General features: G+C 32.2%; 14 protein-coding genes. 6 read left to right on the top strand and 8 right to left on the bottom strand.

Annotated elements, in window-relative coordinates; genetic code table 11:
* Positions 1–101: 101 nt before the first annotated feature.
* Complete coding sequence (locus EB819_RS05700) at positions 102–1,637, bottom strand: hypothetical protein (RefSeq protein ID WP_069799169.1); 1,536 nt, start codon at positions 1,635–1,637, stop codon at positions 102–104.
* Between the two features lie 145 nt (positions 1,638–1,782).
* Here EB819_RS05700 and EB819_RS05695 point away from each other — a divergent pair, with 145 nt between their 5' ends.
* From EB819_RS05695 to leuB, 4 genes are all read left to right on the top strand, one after another.
* On the top strand, positions 1,783–2,946 hold the full coding sequence (locus EB819_RS05695) for a 2-isopropylmalate synthase (protein ID WP_069799172.1): 1,164 nt from the start codon (positions 1,783–1,785) through the stop codon (positions 2,944–2,946).
* 189 nt (positions 2,947–3,135) lie between these two features.
* The gene (leuC, locus tag EB819_RS05690; protein WP_069799175.1) at positions 3,136–4,512 is read left to right on the top strand and encodes a 3-isopropylmalate dehydratase large subunit; all 1,377 of its coding nucleotides are present in this window, start codon (positions 3,136–3,138) and stop codon (positions 4,510–4,512) included.
* Positions 4,513–4,605: 93 nt separating this feature from the next.
* Positions 4,606–5,205, top strand: a complete 600-nt coding sequence (gene leuD / locus EB819_RS05685) for a 3-isopropylmalate dehydratase small subunit (protein ID WP_069799177.1) — start codon at positions 4,606–4,608, stop codon at positions 5,203–5,205.
* Positions 5,195–6,316, top strand: a complete 1,122-nt coding sequence (gene leuB, locus EB819_RS05680) for a 3-isopropylmalate dehydrogenase (protein WP_069799180.1) — start codon at positions 5,195–5,197, stop codon at positions 6,314–6,316. Before leuD ends, leuB begins: the two co-directional genes overlap by 11 nt.
* 49 nt (positions 6,317–6,365) lie before the next feature.
* Here leuB and EB819_RS05675 read toward each other — a convergent pair whose 3' ends face one another.
* The 7 genes from EB819_RS05675 to EB819_RS05645 all read right to left on the bottom strand — a co-directional run bounded on the left by EB819_RS05675 (position 6,366) and on the right by EB819_RS05645 (position 14,183).
* On the bottom strand, positions 6,366–6,563 hold the full coding sequence (locus EB819_RS05675) for a hypothetical protein (RefSeq protein WP_069799182.1): 198 nt from the start codon (positions 6,561–6,563) through the stop codon (positions 6,366–6,368).
* 104 nt (positions 6,564–6,667) lie between these two features.
* Positions 6,668–7,279 carry a DUF4230 domain-containing protein gene (locus tag EB819_RS05670; protein ID WP_069799184.1) on the bottom strand — a complete coding sequence of 204 codons (612 nt, stop codon included), beginning with the start codon at positions 7,277–7,279 and terminating at the stop codon, positions 6,668–6,670.
* Positions 7,279–7,794, bottom strand: a complete 516-nt coding sequence (locus tag EB819_RS05665; RefSeq protein WP_069799187.1) for a TlpA family protein disulfide reductase — start codon at positions 7,792–7,794, stop codon at positions 7,279–7,281. The genes EB819_RS05670 and EB819_RS05665 overlap by 1 nt, the downstream gene beginning before the upstream one ends.
* Positions 7,795–7,814: 20 nt before the next feature.
* Positions 7,815–8,282: a pyrophosphohydrolase domain-containing protein gene (locus EB819_RS05660; RefSeq protein WP_069799189.1), complete on the bottom strand. Its 468-nt coding sequence runs from the start codon at positions 8,280–8,282 to the stop codon at positions 7,815–7,817.
* Between the two features lie 7 nt (positions 8,283–8,289).
* Positions 8,290–9,522 carry a cation:proton antiporter gene (locus EB819_RS05655; protein ID WP_083250179.1) on the bottom strand — a complete coding sequence of 411 codons (1,233 nt, stop codon included), beginning with the start codon at positions 9,520–9,522 and terminating at the stop codon, positions 8,290–8,292.
* Between the two features lie 101 nt (positions 9,523–9,623).
* Positions 9,624–12,887, bottom strand: a complete 3,264-nt coding sequence (locus EB819_RS05650) for a reprolysin-like metallopeptidase (protein ID WP_069799192.1) — start codon at positions 12,885–12,887, stop codon at positions 9,624–9,626.
* A 156-nt stretch (positions 12,888–13,043) separates the two neighbouring features.
* Positions 13,044–14,183, bottom strand: coding sequence for an acyl-CoA dehydrogenase family protein (locus EB819_RS05645; RefSeq protein ID WP_069799331.1), 1,140 nt, complete (start codon positions 14,181–14,183; stop codon positions 13,044–13,046).
* Between the two features lie 183 nt (positions 14,184–14,366).
* Here EB819_RS05645 and EB819_RS05640 point away from each other — a divergent pair, with 183 nt between their 5' ends.
* Together EB819_RS05640 and EB819_RS05635 are read left to right on the top strand one after the other, a co-directional pair.
* Positions 14,367–16,253 carry an endonuclease gene (locus EB819_RS05640; RefSeq protein WP_069799194.1) on the top strand — a complete coding sequence of 629 codons (1,887 nt, stop codon included), beginning with the start codon at positions 14,367–14,369 and terminating at the stop codon, positions 16,251–16,253.
* A gap of 328 nt (positions 16,254–16,581) precedes the next feature.
* On the top strand, positions 16,582–17,388 hold the full coding sequence (locus EB819_RS05635) for a phage tail-like protein (protein ID WP_069799196.1): 807 nt from the start codon (positions 16,582–16,584) through the stop codon (positions 17,386–17,388).

Genomic DNA, 17,388 nt, shown 5'->3' with positions numbered 1-17,388 from the left:
ATGGTTTGAAGTAGTTTTATTTTGTTTGAATTAGTTTGAAGTGGTTTGAAATAGTTTGAAATGGTTTGATTTTCTAACTTCTAAATTCTAATTTCCAACTTTCACCCTTTCTTCACTTTTCCTTTGATAATTTCCACCACATCTACATTTTTCACTTTAGATTTTGCCCAACCGTGAATATCTATGTAGAGTAGCGTACGTTTGTAATAATCGTTTTCTGAAAATGTATTGAGCTGATTTTCAAAGTTTTTGAAAATAGTTTGTTGTTCTGAAGGAAGTAAACCGTCTAATTTTTTAAAAAACTCGATGATAACTTGATGGATTTCATCAGAATATTTCATTTTCTGAACGAATTTTTGAGTAGCTTTTACAAATTCGTCGTAATCTTCGTCTATTCCAGATTCAAATTTTGCCATCAAAACCAAAATTCTGGTGTGGAAAAGCAAATCTTCTTGTACATTTCCTTTAGAATTGATGATTTTCATCGCATAAGAAATACATTCTGGGTATTTTTTTGAACCAAAAAGCAAAGCTGCCATCTTTAAATAAAGAATCAAATAATGATGTTCATCTATTTTATCTTTGAATTTTTCCATTTTTAACTCCACTTCTGGAATTAGTTTCGTACCCGCAAAAAACTCTCCTTTAATGAAATGAATGTTCATCAAAGAATTATAATGTGTCAAAAAAATCAGAGATTGAAGATTGTCATTTTGTACAAAATTTTCAGAATTTACCGTTTTTTTGAAGTTATTGAAACTTTCTTCTAATCGATCAACTTGTCCGTACAAAAAAAGAATTTTCAATAAATAATTGTAACCTTTGATGTACCAAACAGGATGATTGAACATCATTTCAGGTTTCTGATGGAAGAGATCTACCCAATGATAGGCGTATTTTAAGGTGTATTTGTAATCTTGAAGCAATTGGTTTTTCCAAACGTGAGCTTTGTAATACCACAATTTTTCGGTAAAATTCAGCTTTTCAAGTTTTATTTTTTTGATTTGAGAATCAAAAATATGCATCACTTTTTTTCTGTCTTCATCATTTTTCACATAACCGTGCGTAAGCATTTCGCTGTATAATTTTAGCGAAAGATTAGACAATTGTGTGGCGTATTGATTCTGCAAACTTACCTCCGAAGATTGTTGAATAAGTTCATCTGCTCGTCCGTCGATACTTCGGGTAATAAACTGAGATTCAATTACTTTTTCGAGTTCAATGATTTCTGATGCAATAGTTTTTTCGTCTAATTCTAAGGCAGATTGTTTGGCTTTATCTAGAATTTTCAAGGCTTGTTTGTGCAATCCTTTTTGGTAAAGAATATTGGCGAAATCTAGTTGTTCTCGCAATTGAATTCTATTATTTTGATGAATAGGATTCATTCTAAGACTTACCAAAATTTGCTTGTAAAGATGTGCTTTTAGATTAGAAAGTTGTTGTTTGGTAGAAATTTTTTTCTGAATGATAATCTCTTCCTGATATTCATTCATTTTATCGAGTTCATTAAAAAGGAGCAGAAATTTTGCATCTACATTAATTCCGAGACGGTTTACATACAACTTAAATTGTCGCTTTTCTGAGGTAGAAAGCGATTTTATCAGCACAAATAAGAAGTCTTTTTGCAATTCTGCCATTGTAAATTTTTGATAAGTAAAATGTTGTAAATCAATTTTTTAAGTTTAAAATTGAATTCTTGAATATTGTAATTTTTAGGTTTTAAATATTTTAAAAATGTAATCAAATATTAGTTTTGTTCAAAATTAGTTAAAAAACTTGATTATGAATCCCGAAAAGATTGAAATTTTTGATACAACATTGCGAGATGGGGAACAAGTCCCGGGATGCAAATTAAATACCGAACAAAAATTAGTCATTGCCGAAAAGCTAGACGAATTAGGTGTGGATATTATTGAAGCTGGTTTCCCGATTTCTAGTCCGGGAGATTTTTATTCGGTTACCGAAATTTCTAAAATTGTAAGAAATGCAACGGTTTGTGGTTTAACCAGAGCCAACAAAAAAGATATAGAAACTGCCGCTGAAGCTCTTAAATTTGCTAAAAAACCAAGAATCCATACAGGAATTGGTACTTCTGATAATCATATTAAATTCAAATTTAATTCTACCAGAGAAGCCGTTTTAGAAAGAGCTGTGGAAGCAGTGAAATATGCTAAAACCTTCGTAGAAGATGTAGAATTTTATGCCGAAGATGCTGGAAGAACAGACAATGAATTTTTGGCAAAAGTCTGCGAAGAAGTTATAAAAGCAGGCGCTACAGTTCTTAACATTCCTGATACTACAGGTTATTGTTTACCAGAACAATATGGCGCAAAAATGAAATATTTACGAGAAAACGTAAAAGGTATTGAAAAAGCGGTGCTTTCTTGTCATTGTCATAATGATTTAGGTTTAGCAACCGCTAATTCTATTTCTGGAGTTATAAACGGAGCTCGCCAAATAGAATGTACCATCAATGGTTTAGGAGAAAGAGCTGGAAACACAGCTTTAGAAGAAGTGGTAATGATTTTGAAGCAACATAAAGACTTAAATTTATATACCGATGTTAACTCGAAAATGTTGAACGAAATGAGTTTGATGGTTTCGGAATTAATGGGAATGCCTGTTCAGCCCAACAAAGCAATTGTAGGAGCTAATGCTTTCGCACACAGTTCGGGGATTCACCAAGATGGTGTCATTAAAAACCGTGAAACCTACGAAATTATCGATCCTGCAGAAGTGGGCGTAAACGAATCTTCTATCGTTTTAACAGCAAGAAGTGGACGCTCTGCTTTGGCTTATAGATTTAAAAATATTGGCTTTGATGTCACTAAAAATGAGTTGGATTATTTGTACCAAGAATTTTTGAAAATTGCTGATATCAAAAAAGAAGTCGTAAACGAAGATTTACAAGTAATGATGGCTACTTTTAGCCAAAAAACGGTTTAAATTACGATTTTTGATTTAAGAATTTAATAATTAAAAAAATAACCGCAAAAGGATCAAAAGAAATATTAGACAAATAAGAACTTCAAAAGTAAAAAAAGCAAAAATTTTAAACTTTTTTCTGTTGTAATTCTTTGTAATTGAGAAAACTTTTGTCTCTTTTGTAGTTAAAAAAATAACTTTCAACATAAAATGAAAACATTATTTGATAAAGTTTGGGATGCTCACGTTGTAGATACCGTTCCAAATGGTCCACAAATTATTTATATTGACAAACATTTGATCCACGAGGTAACAAGTCCGCAAGCTTTTGCAGAATTGGAATCTAGAGATCTCGAAATTTTTAGAACAAAACAAATTGTTGCAACTGCCGATCACAACGTACCAACTTTACAACAAGAATTGCCAATTCGTGATGAATTATCAAGAACACAAGTTCAGCAATTGACAGAAAATTGCAAAAAAAATAATATTGAATTGTACGGTTTAGGACATCAATATCAAGGAATTGTACACATTATTGCTCCAGAATTAGGCGTTACACAACCAGGAATGAGCATAGTTTGTGGAGACAGTCATACTTCTACACACGGTGCTTTTGGTAGCATTGCTTTCGGAATCGGGACAAGCCAAGTTGCACAGGTTTTTGCAAGTCAATGTTTGCTTTTGAACAAACCAAAATCAATGAGAGTTACGGTTAATGGAAAACTCAATCCTGAAGTTCAACCAAAAGATGTGATTCTTTACATTATTTCTAAAACAGGAACAGATGCAGGAACAGGGTATTTCTGTGAATATGCAGGTGAAGTTTTCGAAAATATGTCAATGGAAGGCAGAATGACGGTTTGTAACATGAGTATTGAAATGGGAGCTAGAGGTGGAATGATTGCACCAGACGAAACTACTTTCAATTATGTAAAAGGAAGACAATTTGCACCAAAAGGTGAAGAATGGGAAGAGAAACTGGCTTATTGGAAGACTTTGAAAACTGATGAAGGCGCTATTTTCGATGCAGAATTTACTTTTGATGCAGCTGATATTCAACCGATGATTACTTACGGAACTAATCCTGGAATGGGAATTTCTGTAAATCAATCTGTGCCAACTCCTCAAAACGAATCTGAGGAAAAAGCTTTGAAATATATGGGCTTGAATGCAGGGCAATCACCGTCTGAAATTAAAGTGAATTATGTTTTTATTGGAAGTTGTACCAATGCAAGAATTGAAGATTTCCGTTCGGCTGCAGATTATGTTAAAGGAAAGAAAAAAGCGGAAAATATTACGGCTTGGTTGGTTCCAGGTTCGCAACAAGTAGCAAAACAGATTTACGAAGAAGGTTTGGATAAAATTTTTAATGAAGCAGGTTTTCAAATTCGTCAACCGGGATGTTCGGCTTGTTTGGCGATGAATGACGATAAAATTCCGGAAGGTGAATATTGCGTTTCTACTTCAAACAGAAATTTCGAGGGAAGACAAGGACAAGGTGCTAGAACCATTTTGGCAAGTCCGTTAACTGCTGCAAAAGTAGCTGTAGAAGGTAAAATTGTAGGTTATCAAAATTTGAATTAAAAATCAAGTTTTAACAATTGAAAACCAATTAAAATCACAAATTTTATATAAATCTTAAGTCAATTTTTGAACTGAGAACATTAATTTTAAATTATGCAAAAATTAGTTTTATTACAATCAAAAGCAGTGCCTTTGCCTGCTGAAAATATAGATACCGATCAGATTATTCCTGCTAGATTTTTGAAAAGTATCAACAAAGAAGGCTTTGGAAATAATCTTTTCAGAGATTGGAGATATAATTCTCAAACCAATGAACCGATTTCAGATTTTGTATTGAATAATCCAAAATACAGTGGTGAAATATTAGTTGCAGGAAACAATTTCGGTTGTGGAAGTAGTAGAGAACACGCAGCTTGGGCTTTGACGGATTATGGTTTTAAAGTAGTGGTTTCTAGTTATTTCGCAGATATTTTTAGAGGAAATGCACTCAATAATGGTTTGCTTCCTGTAAAAGTTTCTGATGAATTTTTGAAAGATTTATTATCAACCATTACAGAAAATCCTGAAACTGAAATTACGGTAAATGTAGAAGAACAAAGCATTAGTTTTAACGGAAAATCTGAAACATTTGAGCTAGATGCTTACAAAAAAATCTGTCTGATGAATGGTTATGACGATATCGATTTCCTTATTAGTAAGAAAGCAGAAATAGAAAAATTTGAACAAGAAACACAAAAAGTATATGAGCAATAGTTATAAAATAGCAGTTCTTCCTGGTGATGGAATAGGTCCAGAAGTAACCGCAGAAAGTGTAAAAGTTTTGAATGTAATTGCACAAGCATTTCAATATAAATTTGAATTTGAATATGCTAAAATGGGAGCAGAAGCTATTTTTGAAACAGGAAATCCTTTGCCAGAAGAAACCTTAACTGTTTGTAAAAATGCTGATGCTGTACTTTTTGGAGCAATTGGTGACCCTTATTTTGATAATAATCCTGATGCGAAGGTGAGACCAGAGCAAGGTTTGTTGAAATTAAGAAAAGAATTGGGACTTTTTGCCAATATTCGTCCGATTAAGACGTATTCTTCTATTACCAAGAAAAGTCCGTTGAAAAAAGAAATTGTAGATGGAACAGATATTCAAATCTATAGAGAATTGATTAGCGGGATTTATTTTGGCGAAAAATTTACAGACGAAAACGGAGAATTTGCGTATGATATTTGTAAATACAACAAAGACGAAATTGTTCAGATTGCACATTTGGCATTTCAAGATGCTCAAAAAAGAAGAAAAAAATTAACTTTGATAGATAAAGCTAATGTTTTGGACACTTCTAGACTTTGGAGAAAAGTGGTGCAAGATATTGCCAAAGATTATCCAGATGTTACATTAGAATTTTTGTTTGTAGATAATGCTGCTATGCAAATGATTCTTAATCCGAAACAATTTGATGTAATTCTTACCGAAAATATGTTTGGAGATATTATTTCTGATGAAGCCAGTGTAATTGGTGGTTCTATTGGTTTGCTTCCTTCAGCTTCTATTGGTAATGATAATGCCCTTTTCGAGCCAATTCACGGGTCTTATCCTCAGGCAAAAGGAAAAGGAATTGCCAATCCTATTGCATCTATTTTGAGCGCTGCAATGTTATTAGATTATTTAAAATTAGATGTGGCGGCAAACAAATTGAGAGAAGCGGTAGAACACGCCATTGATCATAGATATGTGACAGAAGACCTGAATAAAGAACAAAATTATTCTACCAGTGAGGTAGGAGATTTTATAGTAGATTATATTAAGTTTTCAGAAAATTCTTATTACAATTTTGAGAATGTAAAACTTGGTAAATCTACAATTGTCTAATTATTGAAAGACTTTAGAATTATTGTTATTTGTTGCAAGAGCGAAGGATTTATTCTTCGCTTTTGTGTTTTTCTGTATTCTCTGTTCTGCCGTCAGGATTAGCTTCTGATCCTTTTTTTATTTGATTTTTATTAATTTGAGAAGTCCCTTCGGATTTTGGTGTTTGCGGAACATTAGGAAAATCTTGGTTTTGCTTAGTATTTTCGGCATTATTTTTCACCTTTTTTGTAAAATTTTGCTTTTTCATAATTCATAATTTTATAAAGCAAAATTCACTCAATTATTAAGATAAAAGATTACATAATTTCAAGGAAATATTATAAAAAAGACGCCTTTTAAAGCGTCTTGGTATTATAATTTAGATAAATCAAAGGTATTGGTATCATCTACCACTTCGTATTTCAAAGCTTTGGCAAGAACGAAAATATCATTTAAGTTTTGTAGCAATTGTTTTCTGCCTTCGTTTCGCAGTTTGGTTTGGTCAACGGTTTTTTCGGCGTTTTTTCTAGCATTATTGGTGATTCTTTTGAAATCTTCTTCGGAAAAACGGTCGAAAAATGAATCGTCAAGCGAAGTGATTTCTGCATCAGTAAAAATCTTGATGTCCGCATTTGGGATTTCTTTGATAATCAGTTTTTTATCAGTAGAATCTACCTCGATTTTCATTTTCTTCAAATCATAAGTTACTTGTGCTTTTGCTTTGGTGAAAATCACGATTTCTTTTTCACTAGAAGGTAAACCTTTGATTCCGAAAAGTTGATTGGTGATTTTGGTTTTTTGCAAGTTTGAAAAATCTTGTTCTATCACCACCATTTTATTCATTTTAGAAATTTGGTTGGTGAGCACATAGTAATCAGTAGAAACTTGGTCATCATTTTTGCCAATGTTTCTAAAAAAATAAACGAGCAATAAAGTAAGGATTACACCTAAGGTAAAACCAATGATTTGTTTAATATAATTCATTATTTTTTGATAATGTTCAATAAATCTTTTTCAATAAAACCAGTTTCTGGTTCTTCAGTTATTCTACCAATTTCCTTGCCATATTTTTCTAGAATGATGGTAGGAACGTGCGTAATGTTATATTTTACTTCTTCACCATCTGGAGCTTGTTTCTGTCTGTTTACCCCGATGATTTGGAGTTTGCTTTCAGGGAATTTGGTTTCTTCTAAAATTTTTATCAATCTAGGGAAATTTCTTTTGCTGTCTCCGCACCAAGTTCCTAGAAATACAATGATATTATATGAATTGATTTTTTCTTTTTTCAAACCTTCAAGAGCGGTTTTATCGATAGGATAGATGGTGTAATTTTCGTCATACCAAGCTTTATAAGGTTCTTTTTGAAATTGGTCTAAAGATTGGTTTCCTAGAAGCATTTTTCCGTATTCTGGAGTATCAATTTCTCTATTGATGATTACTTTTTGAGCGCAAGAATTAAGTGCCATACCTAAAATGATTAATGTGATTATTTTTTTCATTTTTTTTCAAAATTATGTGTTTATTTTTCTAATATACTTTTGAGATTTGCACTAGAATAGTACTTATTTTTAAGAACTTTATTGTCTGAAACTCTGTGTACATTATATTTATCTCCAGATTTTTCGTAATAAGCATCTTCTCCTCTTGAAGTGTAATATTCTACGGTTTCTTGGGCTTGTTCTTCTGTTTCACAAGCTTTTGACATGTTAGAACGCTGTACTTCATTAAACAAATCTACAAATTTTTCGCCTAAACCAAATTCAAGAACTGCGCCAGAAAGTACATATTGTAAATCACAAAGTGCATCTGCAATTTCTACGATGTCTTGGTCTTCAATGGCTTGTTTCAGTTCGTTTAATTCTTCCTGAAGTAAAGCTATTCTTAGGTTGCATCTTTCTGCAGAAGGAATCTGTGGATTTTCTAAAATAGGTGCGTTAAAAGTTCTGTGAAATTCTGCAACTTGGTTTAAACTGTCTATTTTTTCCATTTAATTTTTATGATTTTTTATCTATTAATTTAAAACTTCTTTTAAGCATAATTGGAGTAGAAAGAGTGGTGAGAACTCCCATAATTACTAGAATGGAGAATACTTCAGCGTTAATGAGTCCTGCTTTGTAAGCAATATTTGCAATCACTAATTCCATGATTCCCCTTGCATTGAGACCAATCCCAAGTGTAAGTGAATTTTTGCTGTCTAAACCAGCCATTCTTCCTCCAAAATAGCCTCCAAAAATTTTAGAAAAATATGAAACGGCAATTACGGTGAGTAAAAGTCCAATGTTTTGAATAGAAGTCACATTAAATTCTAAGCCAATTCCTGCAAAGAAAATTGGCGCCAAAAATCCCATTGCTAAACCATTTGTTGTTTTATGAAAGGAATCTAAATGTTTTTTGCCTACTAAATTTTCGCTGATGAGCATCGCTGCAAAAAATGCTCCGATGATAAAATGAAGTCCTAAAGATTCTGTAATGGTAGAAAAAGTAAGTACAAAAACGAAAAATATAGCATAAAGTGATTCTTTTCCTTTTAATAAAAGCAGTAATTTATTCAATTGTCTTTCGAAGTAATTCTCTCGATTAGACAATTTCTTAATTAAATAATAAGCAGCGAATAAAATCACTACAAAAATGGTTAGTTTTAATAGAGAAATTGAAGCATTTTTCACTACATTAGAAAGGGTCATTTCACTATCATTAATATTCAAAATAAGACCTAAAATGGTAAGTGCAATGACATCATCAAAAATGGCAACCGATATGATTTTTTGACCAATATAAGAGTTGATTTTGCCTAAATCCATTAAAATTCTAATACTTACAGGTAATGCAGTGATGGCTACGCATAATCCTATAAATACGGTGGTCATGATGTCTTTGTCAAAATAATAACCTACGGCAATTCCACTTAGAATTGGTACAAAAAACGCCATCAATGAAATGATGATATTTCTGCCTTTTAAAGATTTTAAAATGTCATCTAAGTTGATTTCCAATCCGGCAATAATCACTAAAAGGAAAATTCCCAATTCTGAAATGACTTTGATGTCTTCTGTTCTGTGAACAATGTTTAAAAGTGAAGGACCTACAATAATTCCGGCTATAATTTCGCCAATCATAGCAGGTTGTTTGAATCTTTCAAAAATTTCACCAAAAACTTTTGCTACCACTAACAGAATAAGCAAATTGGTGAAAAAAGGAAGTTCAAAATGAGGCATGTTAAAATCCATAGTTTTCTCTTAATTTTTGACAAAAGTATAATTTAAAATCGATAAATAAATAAAGGCAACTAAATTTTAGTTGCCTTTATGATTAAATTTAATGAATGATTTTATTCTTTGATGAAAATCTTAGAAACTTGCTCTATTTTTAGGATATAATTGCCTTTTGGAAGACCATTTACATGAATGGTGTCATTTGTAAGTTTTCCTTTTTGAACTAATTTTCCAGAGAAATCAATGATTTCGTAGTTAGAATTGTTTTTAACGTTTTTCACCATCATTACATCTCCTTTTACAGGATTTGGAAGAATCACTACATCTGTAGGATTTAATGTAGTGTCTTTCACGCCTAGTGCACTTGCAGGATTTGCAATTCCAAGATTATCACAATTAGGAACTGTAGTTGTAATAGCAAGAACGTCCCATTCTGATGGAGTATATACTGGATTGGGAATAATTACATTTCTTCTTAAATCCGTGTCTTTTGCAAAATTAGTAGTTCCGTTAAATGTACCTACTACGTCTATTAAAGTTCCATTTTTAAATAAAGCAACTGGATCATCTCCGTTGAAATCTATTGGAGCCCCTACAACGCTTTGTGCTGTAAACGTACATGAAGATAATGAAGATAAAGAATTTTTAAGTAAAAATGTAGATTTAGGATTTATGGTTCCTGATAAATTTAACTCAAAACTCCAAGCTCCAGATCCATTTGATTGCTTTTTGATAGAATATCCACTTAAAGAAATTGCAGAAAGAGTAGGATTGGTAATTTCTAATACTTTATTATTGCTTGTACCTTCGTAATATTCTGAAATGTAAAGTTCTGTAGCGGCAGGAGCAGCTAAAGTGGTTACATAAACTGCATTGCTTAATAGAGAAACATTTCCTGCATCATCTTTTGCTTTTACGGTAAAAATATAAGTAGTAGATGCGCTAAGTCCATTTACTGTGTAAGGTGAGTTATTTACGGTAGCGATTAACGCTCCATCTTTGTAAATTTCATAAGCGGTTACGCCAATATTATCAGTAGCTCCTGTAAATGTTAAAGTTGTAGAAACATTTGTAGTTCCAGAAGCTGACAGTGAAGGAGCTGTAGGAGCCTCTGTATCTGGAGCTAGTGTCGTAACTGTAACAGCGTTGCTGCTTACAGAAATATTATTAGAAGCATCTTTTGCTTTTACTGTGAAAACATAACTTGTAGAAGCAGATAATCCTGTTACTGTGTAAGGAGAAGTGGTAGAATTTGCAACAAAAGTTCCATCTTTGTAAATGTCATAACTAGCCAATGCTACGTTGTCAGTAGCTCCTGTCCAAGATAATGTAGTCTTAGTAGAGGTTGTATTGTTTGCAGATAATGTAGGAGCTGTAGGAACTTCAGTGTCTGGTGCAGTAATAGAAAAGTTAGCAGTGTTTACATTGAAAAAAATATTTCCAGATGCTTTTACCATAAATCTACAGGTATTACTTGTAATATTAGGAATGGTAACACTTTGTGTACCATCATTTGGAGTTCCAGTAATTAAAGTAGACCAAGTGTTTCCTGAGTCTGTAGAAAGTAATATGTCTACATTTGCAGCAAGCGTATTCGTGTTGGCTACATTCCAAGTTACATTTTGACTTGAACCTTGAGGATAAGAAATCCCTGCAGCGTTCTGTGAGGTTACCGTTAATGGACCATAACTAGAATTTACAGTGACTACCATGTCATCGTAAGCATTTCCTGCGCCATTAGCTTTATTATCTCTCGCTGTAAATCTAAATTTTAAAGTTCTGCTTACAGATGGTAGAACTTCTACGTTAAGTTCTAAACCAGCAGTTGTAGTTGCGCCATTTAGAACGGAGCTCATTTTAGGGAAATATCTAACAGGAGATGTTGTAGGACTGTAAGATCTAAAAGCTGGGCCAGTAGTTTTAGTTGCCGACGGGTTAGAAATTGTAGAGTTTTGAACATCCATCTGTTCCCATGTATAGGTAAGTGCATCTCCGTTTGAGTCAGAAGCACTACCTGTTAGCATAAAAGGAGTACTTTTCGGAATGGTAAAATCAGCTCCAGCATTTGCAGTAGGAGCATTATTTCCAGTAGGAGTATTTACCGAGCAGCTTCCACTTGTACTTTTTACATATTCTGTAATTTGTTGAATAGATACAGCATGAAAATAAGGATCTGAATGCGCTTGTACATCTTCTGTAGTGATACCTGCGTATCCCATAATTGTAGAGCCACTTCCAGGTTCTACTTGAGCAATCGTGTATTCTTCAGAATCTGTAAAAGTGTGGTTTCCACCAAATTGGTGTCCTATTTCGTGTGCAACATAATCTATATCAAAACTATCACCAGAAGGTACATTGTCTGCTGGTGAAGTAAATCCTTGACCTTTATACAAATACCATTGTTCAGTAGCATCATAAGTAGTGCTGTTATTACAAACGCAACCGATACATCCTGCATTTCCACCACCACCACTTGCTCCGAATAAGTGACCAATATCAAATTTACTGTCACCAATTCCGTAAGTAGTACCATGTAATACATTCATTAATTCTGTATTCCAAGCGCCATCTGCTCCAGCAGTTGCATTAGAGTAAGGGTCTGTAGATGAAGATGTAAATATAATATTTTCCTGTTCTGGAATAAGAACTAATCTTATCGCAAAATCATTCTCGAAAACACCATTTACTCTAGTCATGGTGTTGTTCATGGCAGCAAGAGCAAGAGCTTTAGTTCCACCAAAATATTGAGTGTATTCTCCAGTACAAGATAATGCTAAGCGATAAGTTCTCAATAAGCCATCATCTGCACTTAAGATTCTTCCCATATTTAGCCCATCGGTAGAGCTTTTTGCAGAAGTAGTGCATTCAAATTTATTTTTTGAAATTCCTTTGTCTGATTTTTTATATACTACATAAGTAGAATTGTTATTATCATAAGGTTCTACAAAAACTGCTTCCTTGCCAAGTCTTAACTGCATAGACGAAAGTCCAAGAGGAGAAATGCTGAAGTAAATTTTTGCAGATTTTCCATTAATGCTTTCACCATAATAGGTTGTGATTTCTGGATGTAGAGCTTCTAATTCTGGAGAAAAATTAGAAGTTTTATAAATGCTGAAATTTTGAAATTCACTTTCAGAAATGGGAAACGAAATGGTAACCGCAGATTTTGAAAGTTTGGTTGTTTTTCTAGGGGATTCCGAAATAATTTGTTTCAGTTTATCTACATCTAGATTAAACAGAGTGGGTGTGCTAATTGATCTTTTGTTTGCTTTAATTTCTTTGTTGGTTAGATTCTTTGCGGGTGTCCACAAGTTGTCTTTTTGTCCAAAAATTAAAGTAAAACAAAGAAGAGCAAAAAGAGATAGTAGTGTCTTCTTCATAGTTAATTTTTTAAAAAGGACAACAAAGCTAGTAAATATCAATTAATAGCAAGTAATTAAATTAATAATTTTTTAAAAAGTTAATATTTGTGTTAAATTTAATTCATAAAAAAGCCATACTTAAAAAGTATGGCTTGATACATTGAATTTATGTTTTTATCTGGTAATTTCTCTACCAATTACTAATCTTTGGATTTCAGAAGTTCCTTCTCCTATGGTACAAAGTTTAGAATCTCTGTAGTATTTTTCTGCAGGGAAGTCTTTAGTATAGCCATAGCCACCAAAAATCTGAAGAGCGTTGTTCGCGATTCTAACACAAGCTTCTGATGCGTAAAGTTTTGCCATTGCGCCTTCTTTGGTCATTTTTTGCTTATTATTTTTAAGTTCTGATGCTCTTTGGATGAGTAATTCTGCTGCGTCAATTTCTGTTGCCATATCAGCGAGCATGAAATTTACTGCTTGGAAACTAGAAATAGATTTTCCGAATTGATGTCTTTCTTGAGCATATTTCAGAGCGGCTTTATATGCACCTCTTGCAATTCCTAAACTCAGAGCAGCAATAGAAATTCTACCTCCATCAAGAATTTTCATAGCTTGTTTAAAACCATCACCTACTTCTCCTAATCTATGAGAATCTGGAATTCTTACATTGTCAAAAATCAATTCTGCAGTTTCAGAAGCTCGCATTCCGAGTTTATTTTCTTTTTTGCCAGAAGTAAATCCAGGCATTCCTTTTTCTAGAACGAAAGCAGTAGAATTATTTGGAGCGCCTTTTTCGCCCGTTCTGGTCATTACTACAGCAATATCTCCAGAAATAGCATGGGTGATGAAGTTTTTAGCACCATTTATTATCCATTCATCACCATCTTTTATAGCAGTGGTAGACATTCCTCCTGCATCAGAGCCTGTATTATGTTCGGTTAAACCCCAAGCTCCAATGACTTGACCACTCGCTAATTTTGGCAACCATTTTTTTCTTTGTTCTTCGTTTCCAAATTCATAGATATGATTGGTGCAAAGTGAATTATGAGCAGCTACAGAAAGACCAATAGAAGGATCTACTTGTGAAATTTCATCTAAAATGGTAACATATTCATGGTAGCCTAATCCAGAACCTCCGTATTCTTCTGGAATGATGATTCCCATGAATCCCATTTCGCCTAATTTATGGAATAAATCTACAGGGAAAGTTTGGCTTTCGTCCCATTCCATAATGTGAGGTCTAATGTTTACTTCTGCAAAATCTCTTGCAGTTTCAGCTATCATTTTTAGATTATTTAATATTTCTGTATTCATAAATTTTTGTTTGCTCAAATATAATTGAAAAACTTTAGGCGTAAAAGTATTTTTTTGAATCAAATTTAAAAAAAGAGATATTTATCATGCTAATTTTTAACCTTTTGATATTCAGTTTCAACTCTTATTACTTATTTATTATGTTAAATAATGTAGTATCTTTGTAGACCCTATAAAATCGAAATGAAGAAGTTTTTACTATTTTTATTTATCGTGCCAATAAGTTATTGTGCACAGATTCCTGCTGGTTATTATAACGGAACTGAAGGATTAACTGGCTATGCACTAAAAAGTAAAGTGCATGAAATTATTTCACAAAAAATATTTTCTTACAGTTATAGTCAAATAGGACCACTGTATGCTTATACAGATTTAGATAAATATTATGAAAATGATAATACCGTTTTAGATATTTATTCTGAAAAACCAACGGAAGCAGACAGTTATAATTATAATTTAACACAGAATATAAGTTCTGCAACAACTGAAGGTGAAGGTTGGAATAAGGAACATGGAATGCCTCAAAGTACTTATTACGGAATGTATCCTATGTATTCTGATATGCATTATTTAATTCCTGCTGATGCTAGAATTAACCAAAGAAGAAGTAATTTTCCTTATGCTAGAAATAATGGCGAAAATATAACATTTACTAATGGTAGTAAACTAGGGAAATCTACTACACCAGGATATACCAATACTGTTTTTGAACCTATTGATGAATTCAAAGGAGATGTGGCGAGATATTTATTGTATTTTGCAGTAAGATACGAAGGAAATCTTAACCTTTATAATCATCAAATATCTACTATGCCTCTTGATGGAAGCGAAGAAAAAGCTTTTGAAGATTGGTATATTACTATGCTTAAGGATTGGAATGCATTAGACCCTGTTTCTCAAAAAGAAAGAGATAGAAATAATGCAGTATTTTCTATTCAAAAAATAAGAAATCCTTTTATAGACCATCCAGAATGGGTAAATATGATTTGGAGTGAAACACCAGATGCAGTTGCTCCTCAAGCTCCTTCTAATTTGTCGATTTCGCAACTGGGCAAGAATTTTGTTACCCTTTCGTGGACACCAAGTTCAGATATAGACGTATTAGGATATAAAGTTTATGTAAATGGAACTTATGTAAAATATTCTAAAACCAATTCGGTTACCATTGATAGATTATCTCCTTCTACAGCATATAATGTGACTGTAAAAGCTTATGATAAAGGGTATCTACTTTCTCCAGATAGCAATCAAATTTCTGCAACTACTTTGTCATCAGATAATTTTGCTAAAGATTTAATGATTACCAAATACATTGAGGGAACTACTAGTAGTACTTCTGATGTTTACAATACCGCTATTGAAATTACTAATCTTACTGGTCACGATGTGAATTTAGGTAACTATTATTTAAATATAGAATTTAAAGGTTCTACATCTTATTATTTATCAGATCCTTATCAATTAGAAGGGAAAATTGCTCACGGTGAAAGTATTGTGATTATTAATCCTAAATCTAATTTTGCAGGAGTAGATGTTAATCAATATAAATTTGTTACCAATTCTACACCATTAACCTTTACGGGAAGTCAATATGTAGAACTTTCTTACGGTACTAAAACCATAAAAACTGTTTCTACCAATAATTATGAAATGTTATTTGAAACGGTAGATGCTGTAGGTTCAAGAGGGATTTCTAATACGAATGCTAATAAATCACTTTACAGAAATACGAATGTAAATAATCCTAATAGTACATTTACTGCTTCTGAATGGACAGAATATGGAATGAATTATGCAACAGGATTAGGAAGTTTCTTAGCTGCAAATGAACCTGAAAAAGTAGATTTAGCATTTGCAATTTATCCAAATCCAGTTTCTGAAAAGCTTTATATAAGAGGTAAAAATCTTTCTAAAGTTTCAAAAGTAGAAGTGTATGACATTTCAGGAAAACTTTTACAAATTATTCCAAAAGCTTTTGTAAATGAAAATTTTATAGATGTTTCTTCATATAAAGCCGGAGTGTATATTATAGCAATTGACGGGGTTTCTTACAAGTTTATAAAAAAATAATTCATTGAAAATATCATTTAAAAACCATCCATTTTTTGGGTGGTTTTTTTATTGTTTATAAAAAATACGTAATCCAACGTATTGATAAGTTACTATTTAAAAAAGATATTTGTAATATTAAAATTCTTATTAAAAAAAGTTTTGAACATCTTAGTTTTCGACTTATATAAAGGAGAATAAAGATTGTTTTTATTGGTTTTGATTATAGAATAGTTACAATTTATTGTAGCTATTCTTTTTTATATTACGCTGAATTACGTATTGTGTATTTTTCAAAAAAGCATTAGATTTACACCATCAGATTTCTTGTCTGATCACAAACACACAAATGATGAAAAAACTATATTCTGCTGTAGCAATACTCTTTATTGCTATGGTAAATGCACAGCATGTAGGAGTAGGGACAGAAACGTTCACTCCTTCAGAAGTTTTTAAGGTCGTCTCTAATAATAAAGGTGTTCTATTACCTAATGTTAATATTACAGACCTTAATATTTCTTTACCTATATTAAACCCAGCAAATTCTTTACTTGTTTATAACAATAATATAAACACCGGGAAAGGATTTTATTATTGGAAAGACAATAAATGGAATCCTATCATAGATTCTTCTAATATTTATAAATTATTAGGAATTACAAGATCCGAAAGTGCGGTATCTACTTCTTCTTTTACGGATACCTCTTATAATGGTGCAAATTCTTATACTATAGGAGAGTTACCATCTGTACATGATTGGCAATTAATTCCTGGTTTAACAAAGAATTTTAGCGTGTTTTCTGCTAATAATAATCTTGCAGTTAGTTCTAGTGGTATCATACAAGTAAATTCTACCGGTAATTCTTTAACCTATATTTCTTATGCTATAGGAATTTTTGTAGATGGAAAACTAGCAGGGGTGAAAAACTTTATTATTTATGGAACAGCAAATTGCTTGTTTAATGATTATAACGTATTCTTTACTCTTAATAATTTAACGCCAGGAAATCATACTATTGCTTTATATGCAACAAGTAGAGTGAATTTTGGAAGTTCTTCAGAGTATATTACTTATGGAAGTAAAGTTTCTTCTTGTAATAATATCAATAGTAGTATGGATAAATCTATTCTAAACATTCAAATTTCTGAAAAATAA

The organism is Cloacibacterium normanense (assembly GCF_003860565.1).
GTDB classification, from domain to species: Bacteria; Bacteroidota; Bacteroidia; order Flavobacteriales; family Weeksellaceae; genus Cloacibacterium; species Cloacibacterium normanense.
This window is presented reverse-complemented; position numbering and strand designations above follow the sequence as displayed.

Coding starts and splice junctions, on each gene's coding strand:
- EB819_RS05700 (WP_069799169.1), bottom strand. CDS start 1,637: ATGGCAGAATTGCAAAAAGACTTCTTATTTGTGCTGATAAAATCGCTT.
- EB819_RS05695 (WP_069799172.1), top strand. CDS start 1,783: ATGAATCCCGAAAAGATTGAAATTTTTGATACAACATTGCGAGATGGG.
- leuC (WP_069799175.1), top strand. CDS start 3,136: ATGAAAACATTATTTGATAAAGTTTGGGATGCTCACGTTGTAGATACC.
- leuD (WP_069799177.1), top strand. CDS start 4,606: ATGCAAAAATTAGTTTTATTACAATCAAAAGCAGTGCCTTTGCCTGCT.
- leuB (WP_069799180.1), top strand. CDS start 5,195: ATGAGCAATAGTTATAAAATAGCAGTTCTTCCTGGTGATGGAATAGGT.
- EB819_RS05675 (WP_069799182.1), bottom strand. CDS start 6,563: ATGAAAAAGCAAAATTTTACAAAAAAGGTGAAAAATAATGCCGAAAAT.
- EB819_RS05670 (WP_069799184.1), bottom strand. CDS start 7,279: ATGAATTATATTAAACAAATCATTGGTTTTACCTTAGGTGTAATCCTT.
- EB819_RS05665 (WP_069799187.1), bottom strand. CDS start 7,794: ATGAAAAAAATAATCACATTAATCATTTTAGGTATGGCACTTAATTCT.
- EB819_RS05660 (WP_069799189.1), bottom strand. CDS start 8,282: ATGGAAAAAATAGACAGTTTAAACCAAGTTGCAGAATTTCACAGAACT.
- EB819_RS05655 (WP_083250179.1), bottom strand. CDS start 9,522: ATGGATTTTAACATGCCTCATTTTGAACTTCCTTTTTTCACCAATTTG.
- EB819_RS05650 (WP_069799192.1), bottom strand. CDS start 12,887: ATGAAGAAGACACTACTATCTCTTTTTGCTCTTCTTTGTTTTACTTTA.
- EB819_RS05645 (WP_069799331.1), bottom strand. CDS start 14,183: ATGAATACAGAAATATTAAATAATCTAAAAATGATAGCTGAAACTGCA.
- EB819_RS05640 (WP_069799194.1), top strand. CDS start 14,367: ATGAAGAAGTTTTTACTATTTTTATTTATCGTGCCAATAAGTTATTGT.
- EB819_RS05635 (WP_069799196.1), top strand. CDS start 16,582: ATGATGAAAAAACTATATTCTGCTGTAGCAATACTCTTTATTGCTATG.